This window comes from Stenotrophomonas sp. TWI273, from assembly GCF_039674765.1.
In the GTDB taxonomy this organism is placed as follows: domain Bacteria; phylum Pseudomonadota; class Gammaproteobacteria; order Xanthomonadales; family Xanthomonadaceae; genus Stenotrophomonas.
Genome location: NZ_JBDJOA010000008.1, coordinates 1 through 15,792, shown reverse-complemented (window position 1 = coordinate 15,792; position 15,792 = coordinate 1). Strand labels below are relative to the sequence as shown.

The window sequence follows — 15,792 nt, the reverse complement described above, 5'->3', positions numbered from 1 at the left end:
CCGTCCTTCATCCGCGATCAGGCGCACAAGGCGCCTGATCGTTTCGCTTTCGCTGGATCAGCCCGCAACGGCCGGCAGACGTGCAACGAACTCGCCGATGGTCGGGTTGGCGAAGGCCAGCAGCAGGCCGACGGCGACCGAGATGATGAACGCGGCATCGATCAGGCCGGCGGTGATGAACATGCGGACCTGCAGCACCGGAATCAGTTCCGGCTGACGCGCGGCCGATTCCAGGAACTTACCGGACATGATGGCCAGACCGAGACCGGCACCCAGCGCGGCCAGGCCGATCATGATGCCGACGGCGAGGACGGTGGAGCTCTGGACTTGGGCGAGGTTGGTCAGGACGGCGAAGTACATGGTTTTCTCCTGGAACTTTGGATAACTAAGGGTTTAGAAACAAACGGATGAAGGGTGAAGCGAAACTCAGTGAGCGTCTTCCGACAGGCTCAGGTACACGATGGACAACATCATGAAGATGAACGCCTGCAGCGGAATCACCAGCAGGTGGAACAGCATCCAGCCCAGACCGAATGCACCGCCTGCGATGGCACCGGCGATACCCGCACCGCCCAGCACCCAGATCAGCAGGAAGACGATCTCACCGCCGAACATGTTGCCGAACAGTCGCATCGCCAGCGAAATCGGCTTGCTCAGCCACTCGACGATGTTGAGGATCAGGTTGAACGGGAGCATCCACTTGCCGAACGGCGCCGTCAGGAATTCCTTGGTGAAGCCACCCAGGCCCTTGGAGCGCAGCGCGAAGAACAGCATCAGGAAGAACACGCTGATCGACATGCCCAACGTGGCATTGACGTCGGCGGTGGGAACCGGCTTCCAGTACGGCACGCCCATCATCTCAAGCGGCTTGGCGATGAAATCGGCCGGGATCATCTTGATGAGATTCATCATGAGGATCCAGAAGAACAGGGTGATCGCGATCGGGGTCACCAGCTTACTGGTGCCGTGGTAGGTGTCCTTGGCCTGGCGGTCAACGAACTCCAGGCAGATCTCGACGAACGCCTGCCACTTGCCCGGGACGCCGGCCGTCGCCTTGCGGGTTGCCATCCAGAAGCCAAACACCATCAACAAACCCATCAGGACCGAAGTCACAATGGTGTCGACGTGAATCGCCCAGAAACCACCTTCCTGCATATGGAACGTCAGGTTGTGCAGGTGATGTTGGATGTAGGAGGTGGGTGTCAGCGCCTCGCCTGCCATGTGTCCGGAACCTTGAGTTAAATAAATTGGATCAGCGCCTGGCCAGAGCCAGGACCTGGAACATCAACCCGACGGCGATACCGGCCAACAGCGCCAGTGCAGGCAGCTTGAAGACCAGGAACCCCACCATCAGGACGCCGAATACGAGCACCCACTTTGCCACCACCGCCAGGATCAGGCGGGTCATCGCCGAACCTGCCGCCTGCACCCCGCCGCCCAGCGCCATCCGCGCGGCGACCCAGCCGGCTGCAGAAACCGCCACACCGGAGAGCAGCGCCCCCAGAGCGGCCTTCGGGCCTCCCCACAGCAGCAGGGCAAGAGCCAGGACAGCCACTGCAGCCAGCGGGTAAACCGCTGCGCGCAGCATCAGTCGCCGACCCGCGTCAACGGAGTTCAGCACGTGAATGTCCTGCATGGTTGTGAGTAGGAAAGGCCGAGGCCGCAAGCCAGCGCCTCGTCGAGCCGCCAAATTATAGCAATGGGACAATTTGAGAGACAACCGCTGCCTGTTCATCCCGGATGTAAGCCCGCCGTTGGGGGCTTGTGGAAACCTGTTCCACCTCCGGGCCAATCCCACTGCGCAAAGGGGCGCCCGATGCGGCAGTGCAACATGTTGAACTTTGGTCGCACGCCCCGGTCAGAGTCATCAGCCTGCCGTTGAATCCTCGTCGGCGTCCCACGCGCAGGCCAGTACAGGGTGGCCCCGAAGCCCTCTCCGGGGCCACCCTCTTTTAGCGGTGCGGGCGGAAGGATCCAGGGCCAGTTCAATCGGGGCCCGTCCTGAACGGTGCTTGCACCCGAAAGCGGCCACCGCGCGGACCTGCGGCCCCCCGGCATGCATGAACGGTACACACTGCGTCCACCATACCTTCACGAATGGTGGACGTCGCAGTGGGCAATGTGACGGCACATCACTAGAACCACCGCAAGGACCCCCGATGCGCCCGATGCTCTCCCTGCTTGCCGTGCCAGTCGCTCTGGCCGCACTCTCCTACGCCGCTCCGTCCCACGCCGCCGAAGGCGATGACCGCTTCGCCCTGCGCCTGGGTGCGATGCAGATCGATTCGGACAACACGATCCGTGGCAATACCAACATCGCGGGTCAGGACGTTGGCTTCTCCGAAGATTTCGGCCTCGGTGGCAAGGAATGGGAGCCGCGCATTGACGGCATGTTCCGTATCAGCAACCGCCAGCGCCTGCTGTTCAACTACTTCAAGTACGACAAGGATCGCCGCGAGACCCTCGACCAGGGTGTGAGCTTCGGCGATACCACTGTGCCGGCCGGCAGCTTCATCAAGGGTGAGCTGAAGTACCAGGTCGCCAGCCTGGTGTACGACTACTCGGTGGTGGACACCGAGAAGTTCGACCTCGGCCTGCAGCTGGGTGCCGAGTACGCCAAGGTCAGCACCAAGGCCTACGCCGATGTCGGCGACCTGTACCAGGGCGAGTTCCTGGACGAGAAGGCCGACGGTGTGGCACCGGTGGTCGGTGCACGCCTGAGCTTCACCCCGTCCGAGAAGTGGATGATCACGTTCCAGGGCCAGTACCTGAACACCAAGTGGGGCAACTTCGACGATTACGACGGTGATCTGAGCCGCGCCAATGCGATCGTCGATTACCGCTTCACCAAGAACTTCGGCGTGTTCGCCGGCTACGACTGGTTCAAGCTCGACGTGGACCAGAGCGGCAGCGATGGCACGATCGGTCTGAAGCAGGAGTTCAAGGGTCCGGTGGCAGGCGTCAGCTTCGTCTTCTAAGCCCTTCGCACTACCTCTTTCCAAGCGCGGCCTCCGGTGTATCGGGGGCCGCGTTTTTTGTGCGCTTAGGGTTTAAGGGCGGCTTGGTCGAGTGGCGGGCACGGATACCCTGTCGGGCGAATGTCCCCCGGCGACGACCTATGGCCGTCACCTCCTCCTTGATTTCGCCCCACAGGGTATCCATGCCCGCCCGGCGAAAATTACGCTGGCCGCTCGCAGCAGAGCATCAGGCGCTCGCTGCGCAGGCCGGGGCCCGCCGCGGCCGGTAGGCCGTTGGGCAAAATCAAGGAGGAGGCAGCCGCCACCAGGCGGATGCCGGGGGACATTTGCCGAACGGCCTGCCGGTCGCGGCGGGCCCCGGCCTGTGCAGCGAAGCGGCCCCAAGAGATGCTGCTTCGCCAGCCTCAGCTTCAGCGTCAGCAACAAAAAACCCCGGCTTTCACCGGGGTTTTTCGTTGAACCGGAGCCACCACCAACGGCGGTGATCGACCAATTACTTCTTCTTCGGCATGTACAGATCGGTGATCGTACCGTCGTAGATTTCCGCCGCCATCGCCACCGATTCGCTCAGCGTCGGATGGGCGTGGATGGTGTGGCCGATGTCTTCGGCCTCCGCACCCATCTCGATCGCCAGGCCGATCTCGGCCAGCAGGTCACCGGCATGCACGCCGACGATCGCACCACCGATGATGCGGTGGGTCTCTTCGTCGAAGATCAGCTTGGTGAAGCCTTCGGTACGGCCGATGCCGATCGCGCGGCCGCTGGCGGCCCACGGGAACTTGGCCACGCCGACCTTCAGGCCCTTGGCCTTGGCTTCGGTTTCGGTCACGCCGACCCACGCGATTTCCGGATTGGTGTAGGCCACCGACGGAATCACGCGCGCCACCCATTCCTTCTTCTCGCCGGCAGCCACTTCCGCGGCCAGCTTGCCCTCGTGCGTGGCCTTGTGGGCCAGCATCGGGTTGCCGACGATGTCGCCGATCGCAAAGATGTGCGGCACGTTGGTGCGCATCTGGCGGTCGGCCGGAATGAAGCCACGGTCGGTGACCTGCACGCCGGCCTTCTCGGCATCGATCTTCTTGCCGTTCGGCGAGCGGCCCACCGCGACCAGCACGCGGTCGAAGGTGCTGGCGTCCAGACCCGGCTTTTCGCCTTCCACCGCGGCTTCGAAGGACACGGTGATGCCGGCCTTGTCGGCCTTGACGTCGGTCGCCTTGGTCTTCAGGTGGACCTCCACGCCCTGCTTCTTCAGGCGATCAGCCAGCGGCTTGACCAGGTCCTTGTCGGCGCCCGGCATCAGCTGGTCCATGAACTCGACCACGGTCACCTTGCTGCCCAGCGCCGCATACACCGTCGCCATTTCCAGGCCGATGATGCCGCCACCGACCACCAGCAGCGAACCCGGCACCTCGGCCAGTTCCAGTGCATCGGTGGAATCCATGACGCGCTTGTCGTCCCACGGGAAGTTCGGCAGCTTCACCGCCTGCGAACCGGCCGCGATGATGCACTGTTCGAAGCGCAGCAGCTGGGTCTTGCCGTCGTCGCCGACGATCTCCAGCTCATTGGCCGAGACGAACCTGGCCAGGCCCTGCACGGTGCGCACCTTGCGCTGCTTGGCCATGCCGGCCAGGCCCTTGGTCAGCTGGGTGACCACCTTTTCCTTGTAGCCGCGCAGCTTGTCCAGGGTGATGGTCGGCTTGCCGAACTCCACGCCGAAATCACCGGCGTGGGCCACTTCGTCGATCACCGCGGCAGCATGCAGCAGCGCCTTGGACGGGATGCAGCCCACGTTGAGGCAGACGCCGCCGAGGCTGGCGTAGCGCTCGATCAGCACGGTATCCACGCCCAGATCGGCCGAACGGAAGGCGGCGGTGTAACCGCCCGGGCCTGCGCCCAGCACCACCATCTTGCACTCGATATCGGCCGGCTTGCCCGACGAGAGCGCCGGCTGCGGCGCGGCCGGTTCGGCCGGGGCGCGATGCGACGGGGTCACCGGCGGCTTGCTGGCCGGGGCGGCCTCGGCCTTGGGTGCTTCGGCCTTGGCCGGCGCAGCAGGCGCAGCGGCCTCGCCTTCGGCTTCCAGCAGCAGCACGACGTCGCCTTCGGAGAGGTTGTCGCCGAGCTTGACCTTGATTTCCTTGACCACACCGGCGGCCGAGGACGGCACTTCCAGCGTTGCCTTGTCCGATTCCAGCGTGACCAGACCCTGGTCCTTCTTCACCGTGTCACCCACGGCGACCAGCAGTTCGATTACCGGCACACCGCTGTAATCGCCGATGTCGGGAACCTTGATTTCAATTGCGGCCATTCGTGTTCTCCTGGTGCTCAGCCGGCCTTGCCGCCGAGCAGTTGCTGCAGTTCGTCGAGCGACTCGTCCAGATCTTTCCAGCGACGGTCGAGCTTCTTTTCCTTGGTGTCGCTGGCTTCGATCAGCAGCGCCACCTGTTTCATCATCAGCCGGCCCGCACCGCACGCCGGCCGGGTGCCGCTGTATCGCTGGCCATCCACGGTGAAGGACAGCACGTCACCCTCCAGCACCGGCGCCTTGCGGTCGCCCGGTACCTGCGCGGCCAATGCGGCCTGCCAGCTGTGCAGCAAACGCTGCGCCAACAGTGCCGGGATGCTGACCTGGTACTGGTCCGGTTCCTGGTCCACGCGCAGTTCCACGCCGCCCTGGCGGGCACCGCTGTTCCAGGTGTAGACGCGCTTGTCGGCCCGGCTGTAGCGCAGGGTCCATGCCTGATCCTGGGGAGCGGGCAACAAGGCGACGCCGGTTTCCACGCCACTCCTGGGCAGGCTCACCAGCGACAGCGCAGGCTGCACCGTGCCGTCGAACAGGGTTTCCACTGCCTGGCCATAGTTGCCGACCGCCGGTGGCCAGCCATGGCCCAGGTCGGACGCGCATTCGCGCGCGCCCGCCTGCGCCATCGGCAGCGCCATCAGCAGCCCGGCCAGGACCAGGCCCTGCTTCACAGCAGGACGCGCCGCATGTCGGCCAGCACCTGCGAGAGGTAGGTGGTGAAGCGGGCGGCCAGCGCGCCGTCGATGACGCGGTGGTCATAGCTCAGCGACAGCGGCAGCATCAGCTTCGGGGCGAACTCCTTGCCATTCCAGACCGGCTGGATCGACGACTTGGACACGCCCAGGATGGCCACTTCCGGTGCATTGACGATCGGGGTGAACGCCGTGCCACCGATGCCGCCCAGCGAGCTGATCGAGAAGCAGCCACCGCTCATGTCGGCCGGGCCGAGCTTGCCGTCGCGGGCCTTCTTGGCCAGTTCGCCGGATTCCTGCGCGATCTGCACCACACCCTTCTTGTCGACGTCGCGGATCACCGGCACGACCAGGCCGCTCGGCGTATCGGCCGCGAAACCGATGTTGAAGTACTTCTTCAGGGTCAGGTTCTCGCCGCTGGCATCCAGCGAGGCGTTGAACTCCGGGAACTTCTTCAGCGCCGCGGCGCTGGCCTTGACCAGGAAGGCGAGCATGGTCAGCTTGATGCCGGCCTTCTCGTTTTCCTTGTTCAGCGCCACGCGCAGGGCTTCCAGCTCGGTGATGTCGGCCTGCTCGAACTGGGTGACATGCGGAATCATCGCCCAGTTGCGGGCCAGGTTCGCGCCGGAGATCTTCTTGATCCGGGACAGCGGCTGGACCTCGACCTCACCGAACTTGCTGAAGTCGACCTTCGGCCAGGGCAGCAGGTTCAGACCGCCACCGGCCGCCACGGTACCGCCGGTGGCAGCGCCGCCGCCGGTCAGGGCCGACTTGACGAACTTCTGGACGTCGGACTTGGTGATGCGCCCGCCCTTCTCGGTGCCGCTCAGCTGGTTCAGGTCCACGCCCAGCTCGCGGGCGAACACGCGCACGGCCGGCGAAGCGTAGGGCACCTTCTGCGGCAGCACGCTGTCGGCGTTGAAGGCCACCGGCGGGCTGGTCGGCGAGCCACCCGACGGGGCAGCGGCGGCCGGGGCCGGCTGGGTCGGCTTGGCGGCGGACTGTTCGATATCACGGGCGGCCAGCTTGTCCGGCTCGGCCGGGGTGGCGACCGGCTCGACCTTGGTCGCGGTCTCGGCGGCTTCGGCCTTGGCAGCAGGGGCCGGCGCAGCAGCAGCGGCCGGCGCGGCGGCGGCTTCGCTGACTTCGATCAGGGCCACAAGCTTGCCCTCGGAGAGGTTGTCGCCAATCTTGACCTTGATTTCCTTGACGATACCGGCCACCGAGGACGGCACTTCCATCGTGGCCTTGTCCGATTCCAGCGTCACCAGACCCTGGTCTTTCTTGACGGTATCTCCAACGGCGACCAGCACCTCGATTACCGGGATATCGCTGTAGTCACCGATATCGGGGACAAGTGCTTCCTTGATTTCGGCCATGGGGAAAACTCCGGCAATCTGGTGTAGGGAATCGCCTATTGTGGGGGCTTCGCGCGCCAGCGCCAACCAGCTTGGCGAATTTTCAGCGCTGCTGTCCCGGGACAGGCTGTTGCAGGCATCTGCTTTGGCCGGATTGGGCTTGGCACAGTGCAAAGCGGAATTTTCCAGTCGGTACCGTATTGTCCGGCGCTGTCCCCGCCTCAAAGCCGGATGGCATCGGCCAGCGGCTGCCATGCCTCCACCAGCCGGGGCAACGGCCAGGCCGCGTTGGCCGGGCTGGTGGAGGGCAGCGACCAGACCGGCACCTCGCGCGCGGCATCAAGCAGCGCCGGCACGATGAAACGCTGGAACGCCCGGTACGCGGTGCCGCCATTGCAGGCGATCGCGCGCAGCGCAGGCCGTCCCTCGATCAGTGCACCCAGCGCATTGGGCACTTCACTGCCGCGCACGATCGACGCATCCAGGCTGCCGCGTCGCTCGCACTGCCCGATCACATCCCACACGCCCACACCGCGCGCGTTCAATGCGCGCACGCGATCCGGATAGGGAAGCGTCGTGTCGATCCCGCACAGCACGCCCATCAACGGCCAGAAACGATTGCGCGGATGGGCGTAGTACTGCGCAGCCTGCAGCGATGCCACGCCCGGCATCGAGCCGAGTATCAGCACGCGGCACTCGGCGTTGAGCTGCGCAGGGAAGCCGATGCACGTTGTGGTTTTCATCACACCATCACCAGATGAATGAATGTCAGGCATCGCATCATCGCCCGTAGATACAGCGGTTTTGCACTGATCGCTGAATGGAAACAACTAAATTTTAACGTGCGTCGGATGCGATTCATATTGCGGGGACTACGGTTGCCTCGCCCCACAACACCGGGGCCCAGAACAAAAACATCCTGAGGAGATTCCCCCATGCGCTCCATCCGTACCCTGACCCTGGCTACCCTGACTGCTCTTGCTTTTGCGCCGGCTGCTTTCGCGCAGGACAGCACTGTTGATACCGCTTCTGGCAAGCACTTCGCCGTGGTCGGCGGCGTGTCGCTGCTGCAGCCGAAGAACGATCCGCTCGATGGCGTGCGCAAGGTGGACGGCGGCCCGGCCCCGACCCTGAGCTTCAGCTACTACATCAACGACAACTGGGCCGTGGAACTGTGGGGCGCAGCCGACAAGTTCGATCACCGCGTGCGCGGCACCGATGGCGCCCGCCTGGGCACGGTCGAGCAGCAGCCGATCGCGTTGAGCGGCCAGTATCACTTCGGCCAGGCCGACAACGTGTTCCGTCCGTTCGTGGGCGCCGGTTACTACGAGTCCAACTTCAGCAATGAAGAGCTCGCCAGCGACATCGGCCACATCGGCGTCAAGACCGCCAAGGGCGCGATCGGCACCGTCGGCGTGGACATGAACATCAACAGCACCTGGTTCGCCCGTGCCGATGCCCGCTACATGCATTCGCGCCCGGAGCTGACCGTCAACGGTGAAGGCACCGGCGACAAGGCCAAGCTGGATCCGTGGACCGTGGGCTTCGGCATCGGCGCGCGCTTCTAAGCACGCCGTTCCGCTTCCACGCAGTACGCACAACGGGCCCCTCGCGGGCCCGTTGTCGTTGTGGGGCCCGCCACTTTCATCGGGCGTTGCCGGCTTGTGGTCGACACTCGGGTAACGATGGACCCGACCGGTCCGCCCCGGGGAGCCGATGAGCGAATCCTTCGACGTGCTGGTGGTGGGCGGCGGCATCAATGGCGCCGGCATCGCCCGCGACGCAGCGGGACGCGGCCTGTCGGTCTGCCTGTGCGAGCAGGATGACCTGGCCGCGCATACCTCCAGCGCCAGCACCAAGCTGATCCATGGCGGCCTGCGCTACCTGCAGCAGGGCGAATTCGCACTGGTGCGCAAGGCGCTCAACGAGCGCGAAACGCTGCGCCAGCTTGCACCGCATCTGATCGCCCCGACCCGCTTCGTGCTGCCGCATGTGCGCCATCTGCGGCCGGCGTGGATGCTGCGCGCGGGGCTGTGGCTCTACGACCACCTGGGTCACGCCAATCCCCATTTCCCGCCCTCGCAGCGCATCGACCTGCGGCGCGATCCGAGCGGCGCTGCATTGCAGCCCGCCTACCGGACCGGCTTCACCTACGCCGATGCGCGCGTCAACGATGCCCGGCTGGTGGTGCTCAACGCGCTCGATGCACATGCACGCGGCGCGCAGATCCGCACGCGCACCCGCTGCGAACAATTGATCCGCCACCGCGATCACTGGTGGGCCGTACTGCGCACCGCCAACGGCGACGTGCAGCGCGTCCGCGCCCGCTGCGTGGTCAATGCCAGTGGACCGTGGGCCGGTACCGTGCTGGAACGGGCGGGACTCGATGCCCCGTTGGGAGTGCGGCTGGTGCAGGGCAGCCACCTGGTGGTGCCGCGCCTGTTCGCCCATGACAGTGCGTACCTGTTCCAGCAACCCGACCAGCGGGTGGTGTTCGCGATTCCGTTCGAACAGGACTTCACCCTGATCGGTACCACCGATACCGACTACGACGGCGACCCGGCACAGGTGCAGCCCCGCGCCGACGAACAGACCTATCTGCTCGAGGCGGTGAACCGGTTCGTGCGCGTTCCAGTGCGCGCCGAGGACATCGTCTGGCGCTACAGCGGGGTGCGCCCCCTGTTGGCCGATCATCACCGCGATGCATCGCGGGTCACGCGCGACTACCGGCTGGAGCTGGATGCGGGCGGCGCCCCGCTGCTGAGCGTACTGGGCGGCAAGCTCACCACCTACCGCGCACTGGCCGAGGAAGCGCTGGGGCGCCTCTCACCCGCGCTGCCGGAGATGGGCGCGGCGTGGACCGCCGGTGGGCCACCGTTGCCGGGGGGCGATGGCGGCACGGCCGCTGAAATGGCCGAGGCGCTGCAGCATGACCACCCTCGCCTGCCCCCTGCCCTGCTGCAGCGCCTGGCCAGCAGCTACGGCACCCGTGCGGTCGGGCTGCTCGCCGGCGCACAGACACTCGACGCGCTGGGCGAGGACCACGGCGGCGGCCTCTACGACCGCGAACTGGACTACCTCATCGCGCACGAATGGGCCCGCACCGCCGACGACGTGCTGTGGCGCCGCAGCCACCTGGGCTTGCGCGTGGACGCTGCGCAGCGCGAGGCGTTGTCCGCCACCCTGCAGACGCGTGTTTCGATGCCGTAGGCTGTACGCCTGTCACGCCTCACGGCATCGATTTCCACGGAGCAGACCATGGACAAGCACTACGTGCTCGCCATCGACCAGGGCACGACCAGTTCGCGCGCCATCCTGTTCGATCATGCCGGGCGCGTCGCCGGCAGCGCGCAACGCGAGTTCACCCAGATCTTCCCGCAGCCGGGCTGGGTCGAGCATGACCCACGCGAGATCCTGACCAGCGTGTACACCACGATCACCGAGCTGTTGAACCGCTACCAGGTGGACCCGCGCACAATCGCCGGCATCGGCATCACCAACCAGCGCGAGACCACGGTGGTCTGGGACAAGGCTACCGGCCAGCCGGTCCACAACGCCGTGGTGTGGCAGTCGCGGCAGAGCCATGCGATCTGCGAACAGCTCAAGGCCGATGGCCACGAGCCGCTGATCCGGCGCAAGACCGGGCTGTTGATCGATGCCTACTTTTCGGCGACCAAGATCCGCTGGATCCTCGACCACGTCGACGGCGCGCAGGCACGTGCTGAACGCGGCGAGCTGCTGTTCGGCACCATCGACAGCTGGCTGATCTGGAACCTCAGTGGCGGCCAGGCGCACGTCACCGATGTCACCAATGCCGCGCGCACGCTGCTGTTCGATATCCATGCGCTGCAGTGGGACGATGAACTGCTGGCGCTGTTCAACATCCCGCGCGCGATGCTGCCGCAGGTGCGCAGTTCCAGCGAGGTGTATGCCACCACCCAGGCACAGTTCTTCTTCGACCAGCACCTGCCCATTGCCGGCATCGCCGGCGACCAGCAGGCCGCGCTGTTCGGGCAGGCCTGCTTCGAGCCGGGCATGGCCAAGAACACCTACGGCACCGGCTGCTTCATGCTGATGAATACCGGCGAGAAGGCGGTGGTGTCCGAGAACGGCCTGCTGACCACCATCGCGTGGGGCATTGATGGACGTGTGGAGTACGCGCTGGAAGGCTCGATCTTCGTCGCCGGTTCGGTCGTGCAGTGGCTGCGCGACGGGCTGCGCATGTTCGGCAAATCCAGCGATTGCCAAGCCTACGCCGAGCGTGCCGCCGACAATGGCGGCGTGTACCTGGTGCCCGCGTTCGTGGGGCTTGGGGCGCCGTACTGGCGCAGCGATGTGCGCGGCGCGATGTTCGGGCTGACCCGCGGCACCACCAAGGAGCACTTCATCCGCGCGGCGGTGGAATCGATGGCGTACCAGACCCGCGACGTGCTGGCGGCGATGCAGGCCGATGCGGGGATCGAACTGAAGGAACTGCGCGCCGATGGTGGCGCGATCGCCAACGACTTCATGGCGCAGTTCCAGAGCGACATCCTGGGCGTGCCGGTGCTGCGCCCGCAGGTGGCCGAAACCACCGCGCTGGGCGCCGCCTACCTGGCCGGGCTGGCCACCGGGTTCTGGCGCAGCCGGGCGGAGATCGCCGAACAATGGGCGGTGGACCGCCGCTTCACCCCGCAGATGCCGGTGGACCAGCGCGAGGCGCTGTACAGCGGCTGGCAGCAGGCGGTGGAGGCGACGATGGGCTTCCGCGTGGGGTGACGCCCGCGTCGGCGATCATTGCCGCGTGGGCGCGGCCAGCCACGCATGGCGTGGCTCTACCGTGGGTGCCGGTCAGAATGCCGGGAGGACCGCGCCCTTGTACTTTTCGGCGATGAAGGCCTTCACTTCCGGGCCGGTCAGGGCCTTGGCCAGCTGCTGCACGCGGGCATCGTCCTTGTTGTCCGGGCGGGCAACGAGGAAGTTCACGTACGGCGAATCCTTGCTTTCGATCGCCAGCGCATCCTGGGTCGGGTTGAGCCCGGCATCCAGCGCGTAGTTGGTGTTGATCAGGGCCAGATCGACCTGGTCCAGCACGCGCGGCAGCATCGCCGAATCCAGCTCGCGGAACTTGAGCTGCTTCGGGTTGGCGATGATGTCGCGCTGGGTCGCCAACGCATTGGTCGGGTCCTTGAGCGTGATCACGCCAGCCTTGTGCAGCAGGATCAGCGCGCGGCTGTTGTTGCTCGGGTCGTTGGGGATCACCACGTCGGCGCCGTTGGGCAGCGCATCAAGCGATGTGAAGCGGCGCGAATAGGCACCGAAGGGCTCGATATGCACGCCGATCACCTTGACCAGGTCGGTCTTGCGGTCCCGGTTGTAGGCATCCAGATAGGGCTCGGTCTGGAAGTAGTTCACGTCAACCTGCTTCTGCACCAGCTGGTCGTTGGGCTGCACGTAGTCATTGAAGACGCGCACGTCCAGGGTCAGGCCTTCCTTTTCCAGGATCGGCTTGACCACGGCGAGGATCTCGGCGTGCGGCACCGCGGTGGCGGCAACCACCAGCTTCTTGGAATCATTGGCCGGCTTGCCGCAGGCGGCCAGGGCCAGCGAAGCGGCAAGCAACGGGAGCAGCAGGTACTTTTTCATGGGGGCAGCGGGATCCATAAGGGCAGCAACGCCCCACGATACCGCACGCCCCGGCCCTTGCGGAATCCGGGGCATATGACCCCACGGCATGAGCCGATGCCGGCCCGGCCGGCTTACTCGTAACTGGTCAGGGCCAGTGCCAGCAGCGCCTTGGCCTGCTCGCGCAGCATCACCGGCTCGACGATTTCCGCATCCGAGCCGTAGTGCAGCACGTCCATCAGCAGCTCGCGCGAGACGCTGTAAGGCAGCTTCAGCTCATAGCGGCCATCGGGCAGGAAGCGGCCCTGCTGCTTGGAATGCCAATGCTCATCGGCCACCCAGCGCGCAGCCTTGGCACTGAACACGATGGTGGCCCAGCCCTTGGGCGGCCCGGAGAAGATGCCGTAGCTGGCGCCCAGCTGTTCGTCCAGCTCGGTGTCATCCACATCGCGCGCGGTGGTATCGATCACGCGCGCCTTGTAGATACGGTCCACCGCGAAGCTGCGCAGGCCTTCGCGACCGTGATCCCACGCATCCAGGTACCAGTTGTCGCGATAGTGGGTCATGCGCTGCGGCGACACGGTGCGCTGGGTCGCCTCATCGGTGGAGCGGGCCCGGTACTCGAAGGCCAGCTGCTTGCGCTCCAGTACCGCCGAGGCGACCGCGCGGAAGCTGGCTTCATCGAACTTGCGGCCGCGGTGCGGAATCACCCGCACCCGATCAACCGGCCAGGTCGAGACGCCGGCCTGTGCGGCCAGCAGGCCTTCGATGCGCTGCTGCAGCGGGGCCAGCACCGAGGACAGCACGCCGCCGCCCGTGCGCGAGAGCAGGTGCTGGGAGGCCAGCAGCGCATGCAGTTCTTCCGAGCTGAGCCACAGCCCCGGCAGTTCGAAGCGGTCGCTCTCGTCGGCCTGGTAGCGGAAGCCCGCCTCGCCATCGCCTTCCACCGGGGCCATCAGCGCATCGCGCAGGAAGGCCAGGTCGCGGTAGACAGTGGCGCGGGAACACTCCAGTTTTTCCTGCAGGGCCGCCACCGTTACCGGGTAACGGGCGGACTTGAGCAGGCGATGCAGGGCATTGATGCGTTCATATCGGTCCATGACCCGATTATGTCCGAGTCGCCGTCGTTGTGGCGGCTTCGGCTGCATCTTCGGCTATCGTGGGGCCCCCACCGCCTGCTGCCGCCCGTCATGCGCCTGTTGCCCGCCCTTGCCCTGTCCGCCGCCGCCCTGCTGCTCAGTGGCTGCGGACGCAGTGAAACGCCCGCCGCTGCGGTGCCTGCCGCGACGGCGACGACACCGGCCGCCGATCCGGTGGCCACCGTGCTGGCGGCCAGCCAGCGCTTCGGCCAGCTGCGCAGCTTCCACGCGGTGATGAAGATGCAGGGCCCGCGCGCCCTGGAGGCACAGATGGACTATGTGGCCCCGGACCGCTATCGGCTGATCACCGACGATGGCCCGCAGACCATCGTCGGCGGCACCTTCTTCCTGCAGCGTGCCGGCGAAGTGCGCCAGATCCCGGTGGCAGAAGGGATGCTGGCGCAGTGGCGCAACCCGCTGCCGGCCGATCTTGAGCCAGCGCAGCTGACGGTGCGCGATCTTGGCGAGGACCGCGCCGGTGGCCAGCGCGCGCACAAATACGAGGTGCGCCATGCAACCGCCGCGCCGGATGGCCTGCTGTACTGGGTCAATGCACAGGGCCTGCCGGTGCAGATCGAGCGCAAGGGTGAAACCAACGGGCAGCCGTTCCGGATCACCGTGACCTATTCGCGCTTCGACGACGCCTCACTGCGCATCGATATTCCCTGAACAGGGGCCGAGGCCGAACGGGTCCTAAAGCCGGGGCCCGTCGCCGAATGTGACGCTGAACGCATCAAGTATCATCCCCCCCTTGTTGTCCCTCCCCCTTGTCCGATCACGGAGAACCGTTGATGTCCCTGCGCGTTTCGTTGCTTGTTCCCCTGCTGCTCTGCGCCCCGGCGGTTTATGCACAGGACGCTGCCGAACTGGCGGCGATGACCTCCCCCTGGAGCGGCAGTGGCGGTGAACTGGGCTTTGCCTCGGCCCGCGGCAACAGCAATACCGAGAGCTTCAACGGTCGTCTGCGCCTGCGCTACACCGACGATGACTGGGTCCACAGCATGGATCTGTTCGGCCTGCGCTCGCGCTCGGAATACACCGATACCAACGACGACGGCACCACCATCCGCCGCCGCAACACCACCGCCAACCGTTACACCGGCAGTGCCGGCAGCGCGCTGCAGCTGGGTGAACACCGCCAGATCACCGCCACGGTGCGTTACGAGCGCGACGACTTCGCCACCTACGACCGCCAGAGCTCGTTCGGTCTGGGTTACGGCACCCGGATCATCGATGCCGAGCGCTTCTACATGGATGCGCAGATCGGCCCCGGTGTGCGCCGCACCCACAACACCGAAGACGACGCGACCCGCACCGGCCTGATCGGCCGCGGCCTGTTCGATCTCAAGTACACGCTGACCCCGAACACCGACCTGGTGAACACGCTGCTGGTCGAGTCGGGCTCGTACAACACCTTCGCGCAGAACGATTTCGGCGTGTCGGTGAGCATGAACGAACATCTGGCGCTGAAAGCCGGCTGGCAGGCGCGCCACAACAGCGACGTCGCCGAAGACAAGCGCAAGACCGACACGCTGACCACCATGAACGTGGTCTACAAGTTCAAGTAATCGGCGCGGGCGCACCGCGCCCACCACGCGAGGTAGTGCCGGCCGCGGGGCGGGCGTCGGGGGGCGCCAGGGTGCCCGGGGGCCCGCCCGCCGCCGGCCCAGCCCCCCGGGCCCATGCCCCGCCCCGGCCACCCGGCGGCCCCGCGCCCCC

General features: G+C 66.0%; 15 protein-coding genes. 6 read left to right on the top strand and 9 right to left on the bottom strand.

The features are described from left to right. Positions 1-57: 57 nt before the first annotated feature. The 3 genes from atpE to ABE571_RS12315 form a co-directional block, all read right to left on the bottom strand. Positions 58-360, bottom strand: a complete 303-nt coding sequence (gene atpE / locus ABE571_RS12325; RefSeq protein WP_088433762.1) for a F0F1 ATP synthase subunit C — start codon at positions 358-360, stop codon at positions 58-60. A gap of 66 nt (positions 361-426) precedes the next feature. Next, entirely contained in the window at positions 427-1,221 is a 795-nt protein-coding gene (gene atpB, locus ABE571_RS12320; RefSeq protein ID WP_176988112.1) for a F0F1 ATP synthase subunit A, read from the bottom strand. A gap of 31 nt (positions 1,222-1,252) precedes the next feature. Further along, positions 1,253-1,621, bottom strand: a complete 369-nt coding sequence (locus tag ABE571_RS12315; protein WP_172407534.1) for a hypothetical protein — start codon at positions 1,619-1,621, stop codon at positions 1,253-1,255. Positions 1,622-2,159: 538 nt separating this feature from the next. Between ABE571_RS12315 and ABE571_RS12310 the strand changes: the two genes are divergently transcribed. Then, positions 2,160-2,978: a hypothetical protein gene (locus ABE571_RS12310; protein WP_121040084.1), complete on the top strand. Its 819-nt coding sequence runs from the start codon at positions 2,160-2,162 to the stop codon at positions 2,976-2,978. A gap of 493 nt (positions 2,979-3,471) precedes the next feature. Here the strand turns inward: ABE571_RS12310 and lpdA are convergent, their stop codons facing one another. The 4 genes from lpdA to ABE571_RS12290 form a co-directional block, all read right to left on the bottom strand. Then, complete coding sequence (gene lpdA / locus ABE571_RS12305) at positions 3,472-5,286, bottom strand: dihydrolipoyl dehydrogenase (protein WP_346483478.1); 1,815 nt, start codon at positions 5,284-5,286, stop codon at positions 3,472-3,474. Between the two features lie 17 nt (positions 5,287-5,303). Next, positions 5,304-5,918 (bottom strand): hypothetical protein, encoded by a 615-nt coding sequence (locus ABE571_RS12300; RefSeq protein WP_313209114.1) that lies wholly within the window; start codon positions 5,916-5,918, stop codon positions 5,304-5,306. Between the two features lie 29 nt (positions 5,919-5,947). Next, positions 5,948-7,351, bottom strand: coding sequence for a dihydrolipoyllysine-residue acetyltransferase (gene aceF, locus ABE571_RS12295; protein ID WP_346463526.1), 1,404 nt, complete (start codon positions 7,349-7,351; stop codon positions 5,948-5,950). Between the two features lie 200 nt (positions 7,352-7,551). After that, entirely contained in the window at positions 7,552-8,073 is a 522-nt protein-coding gene (locus tag ABE571_RS12290; protein WP_346493784.1) for a DNA-deoxyinosine glycosylase, read from the bottom strand. A gap of 192 nt (positions 8,074-8,265) precedes the next feature. Between ABE571_RS12290 and ABE571_RS12285 the strand changes: the two genes are divergently transcribed. From ABE571_RS12285 to glpK, 3 genes are all read left to right on the top strand, one after another. Then, positions 8,266-8,898, top strand: coding sequence for an OmpW family outer membrane protein (locus ABE571_RS12285; protein WP_313209097.1), 633 nt, complete (start codon positions 8,266-8,268; stop codon positions 8,896-8,898). A 148-nt stretch (positions 8,899-9,046) separates the two neighbouring features. After that, the gene (glpD, locus tag ABE571_RS12280) at positions 9,047-10,540 is read left to right on the top strand and encodes a glycerol-3-phosphate dehydrogenase (RefSeq protein WP_346493783.1); all 1,494 of its coding nucleotides are present in this window, start codon (positions 9,047-9,049) and stop codon (positions 10,538-10,540) included. A 48-nt stretch (positions 10,541-10,588) separates the two neighbouring features. After that, positions 10,589-12,088 carry a glycerol kinase GlpK gene (gene glpK, locus ABE571_RS12275; RefSeq protein WP_313209095.1) on the top strand — a complete coding sequence of 500 codons (1,500 nt, stop codon included), beginning with the start codon at positions 10,589-10,591 and terminating at the stop codon, positions 12,086-12,088. A gap of 72 nt (positions 12,089-12,160) precedes the next feature. Here glpK and ABE571_RS12270 read toward each other — a convergent pair whose 3' ends face one another. Both ABE571_RS12270 and ABE571_RS12265 read right to left on the bottom strand, forming a co-directional pair. Then, complete coding sequence (locus tag ABE571_RS12270; protein ID WP_313209094.1) at positions 12,161-12,955, bottom strand: MetQ/NlpA family ABC transporter substrate-binding protein; 795 nt, start codon at positions 12,953-12,955, stop codon at positions 12,161-12,163. Positions 12,956-13,068: 113 nt separating this feature from the next. After that, a complete protein-coding gene (locus tag ABE571_RS12265; protein ID WP_313209093.1) occupies positions 13,069-14,034 on the bottom strand; it encodes a YafY family protein in 966 nt (321 codons plus the stop codon). Positions 14,035-14,124: 90 nt separating this feature from the next. Here ABE571_RS12265 and ABE571_RS12260 point away from each other — a divergent pair, with 90 nt between their 5' ends. Both ABE571_RS12260 and ABE571_RS12255 read left to right on the top strand, forming a co-directional pair. Further along, positions 14,125-14,742, top strand: coding sequence for a hypothetical protein (locus ABE571_RS12260; RefSeq protein WP_346493782.1), 618 nt, complete (start codon positions 14,125-14,127; stop codon positions 14,740-14,742). Between the two features lie 122 nt (positions 14,743-14,864). Continuing rightward, positions 14,865-15,641, top strand: a complete 777-nt coding sequence (locus tag ABE571_RS12255; RefSeq protein ID WP_313209091.1) for a DUF481 domain-containing protein — start codon at positions 14,865-14,867, stop codon at positions 15,639-15,641. Positions 15,642-15,792: the final 151 nt, after the last annotated feature.

Bases quoted from the DNA above. Each gene is read 5' to 3' on its own strand.
- aceF (WP_346463526.1), bottom strand. From the start codon at position 7,351: ATGGCCGAAATCAAGGAAGCACTTGTCCCCGATATCGGTGACTACAGC.
- glpD (WP_346493783.1), top strand. From the start codon at position 9,047: ATGAGCGAATCCTTCGACGTGCTGGTGGTGGGCGGCGGCATCAATGGC.
- ABE571_RS12285 (WP_313209097.1), top strand. From the start codon at position 8,266: ATGCGCTCCATCCGTACCCTGACCCTGGCTACCCTGACTGCTCTTGCT.
- ABE571_RS12260 (WP_346493782.1), top strand. From the start codon at position 14,125: ATGCGCCTGTTGCCCGCCCTTGCCCTGTCCGCCGCCGCCCTGCTGCTC.
- lpdA (WP_346483478.1), bottom strand. From the start codon at position 5,286: ATGGCCGCAATTGAAATCAAGGTTCCCGACATCGGCGATTACAGCGGT.
- ABE571_RS12255 (WP_313209091.1), top strand. From the start codon at position 14,865: ATGTCCCTGCGCGTTTCGTTGCTTGTTCCCCTGCTGCTCTGCGCCCCG.
- ABE571_RS12265 (WP_313209093.1), bottom strand. From the start codon at position 14,034: ATGGACCGATATGAACGCATCAATGCCCTGCATCGCCTGCTCAAGTCC.
- atpB (WP_176988112.1), bottom strand. From the start codon at position 1,221: ATGGCAGGCGAGGCGCTGACACCCACCTCCTACATCCAACATCACCTG.
- glpK (WP_313209095.1), top strand. From the start codon at position 10,589: ATGGACAAGCACTACGTGCTCGCCATCGACCAGGGCACGACCAGTTCG.
- ABE571_RS12270 (WP_313209094.1), bottom strand. From the start codon at position 12,955: ATGAAAAAGTACCTGCTGCTCCCGTTGCTTGCCGCTTCGCTGGCCCTG.
- atpE (WP_088433762.1), bottom strand. From the start codon at position 360: ATGTACTTCGCCGTCCTGACCAACCTCGCCCAAGTCCAGAGCTCCACC.
- ABE571_RS12300 (WP_313209114.1), bottom strand. From the start codon at position 5,918: ATGGCGCTGCCGATGGCGCAGGCGGGCGCGCGCGAATGCGCGTCCGAC.
- ABE571_RS12290 (WP_346493784.1), bottom strand. From the start codon at position 8,073: ATGAAAACCACAACGTGCATCGGCTTCCCTGCGCAGCTCAACGCCGAG.
- ABE571_RS12310 (WP_121040084.1), top strand. From the start codon at position 2,160: ATGCGCCCGATGCTCTCCCTGCTTGCCGTGCCAGTCGCTCTGGCCGCA.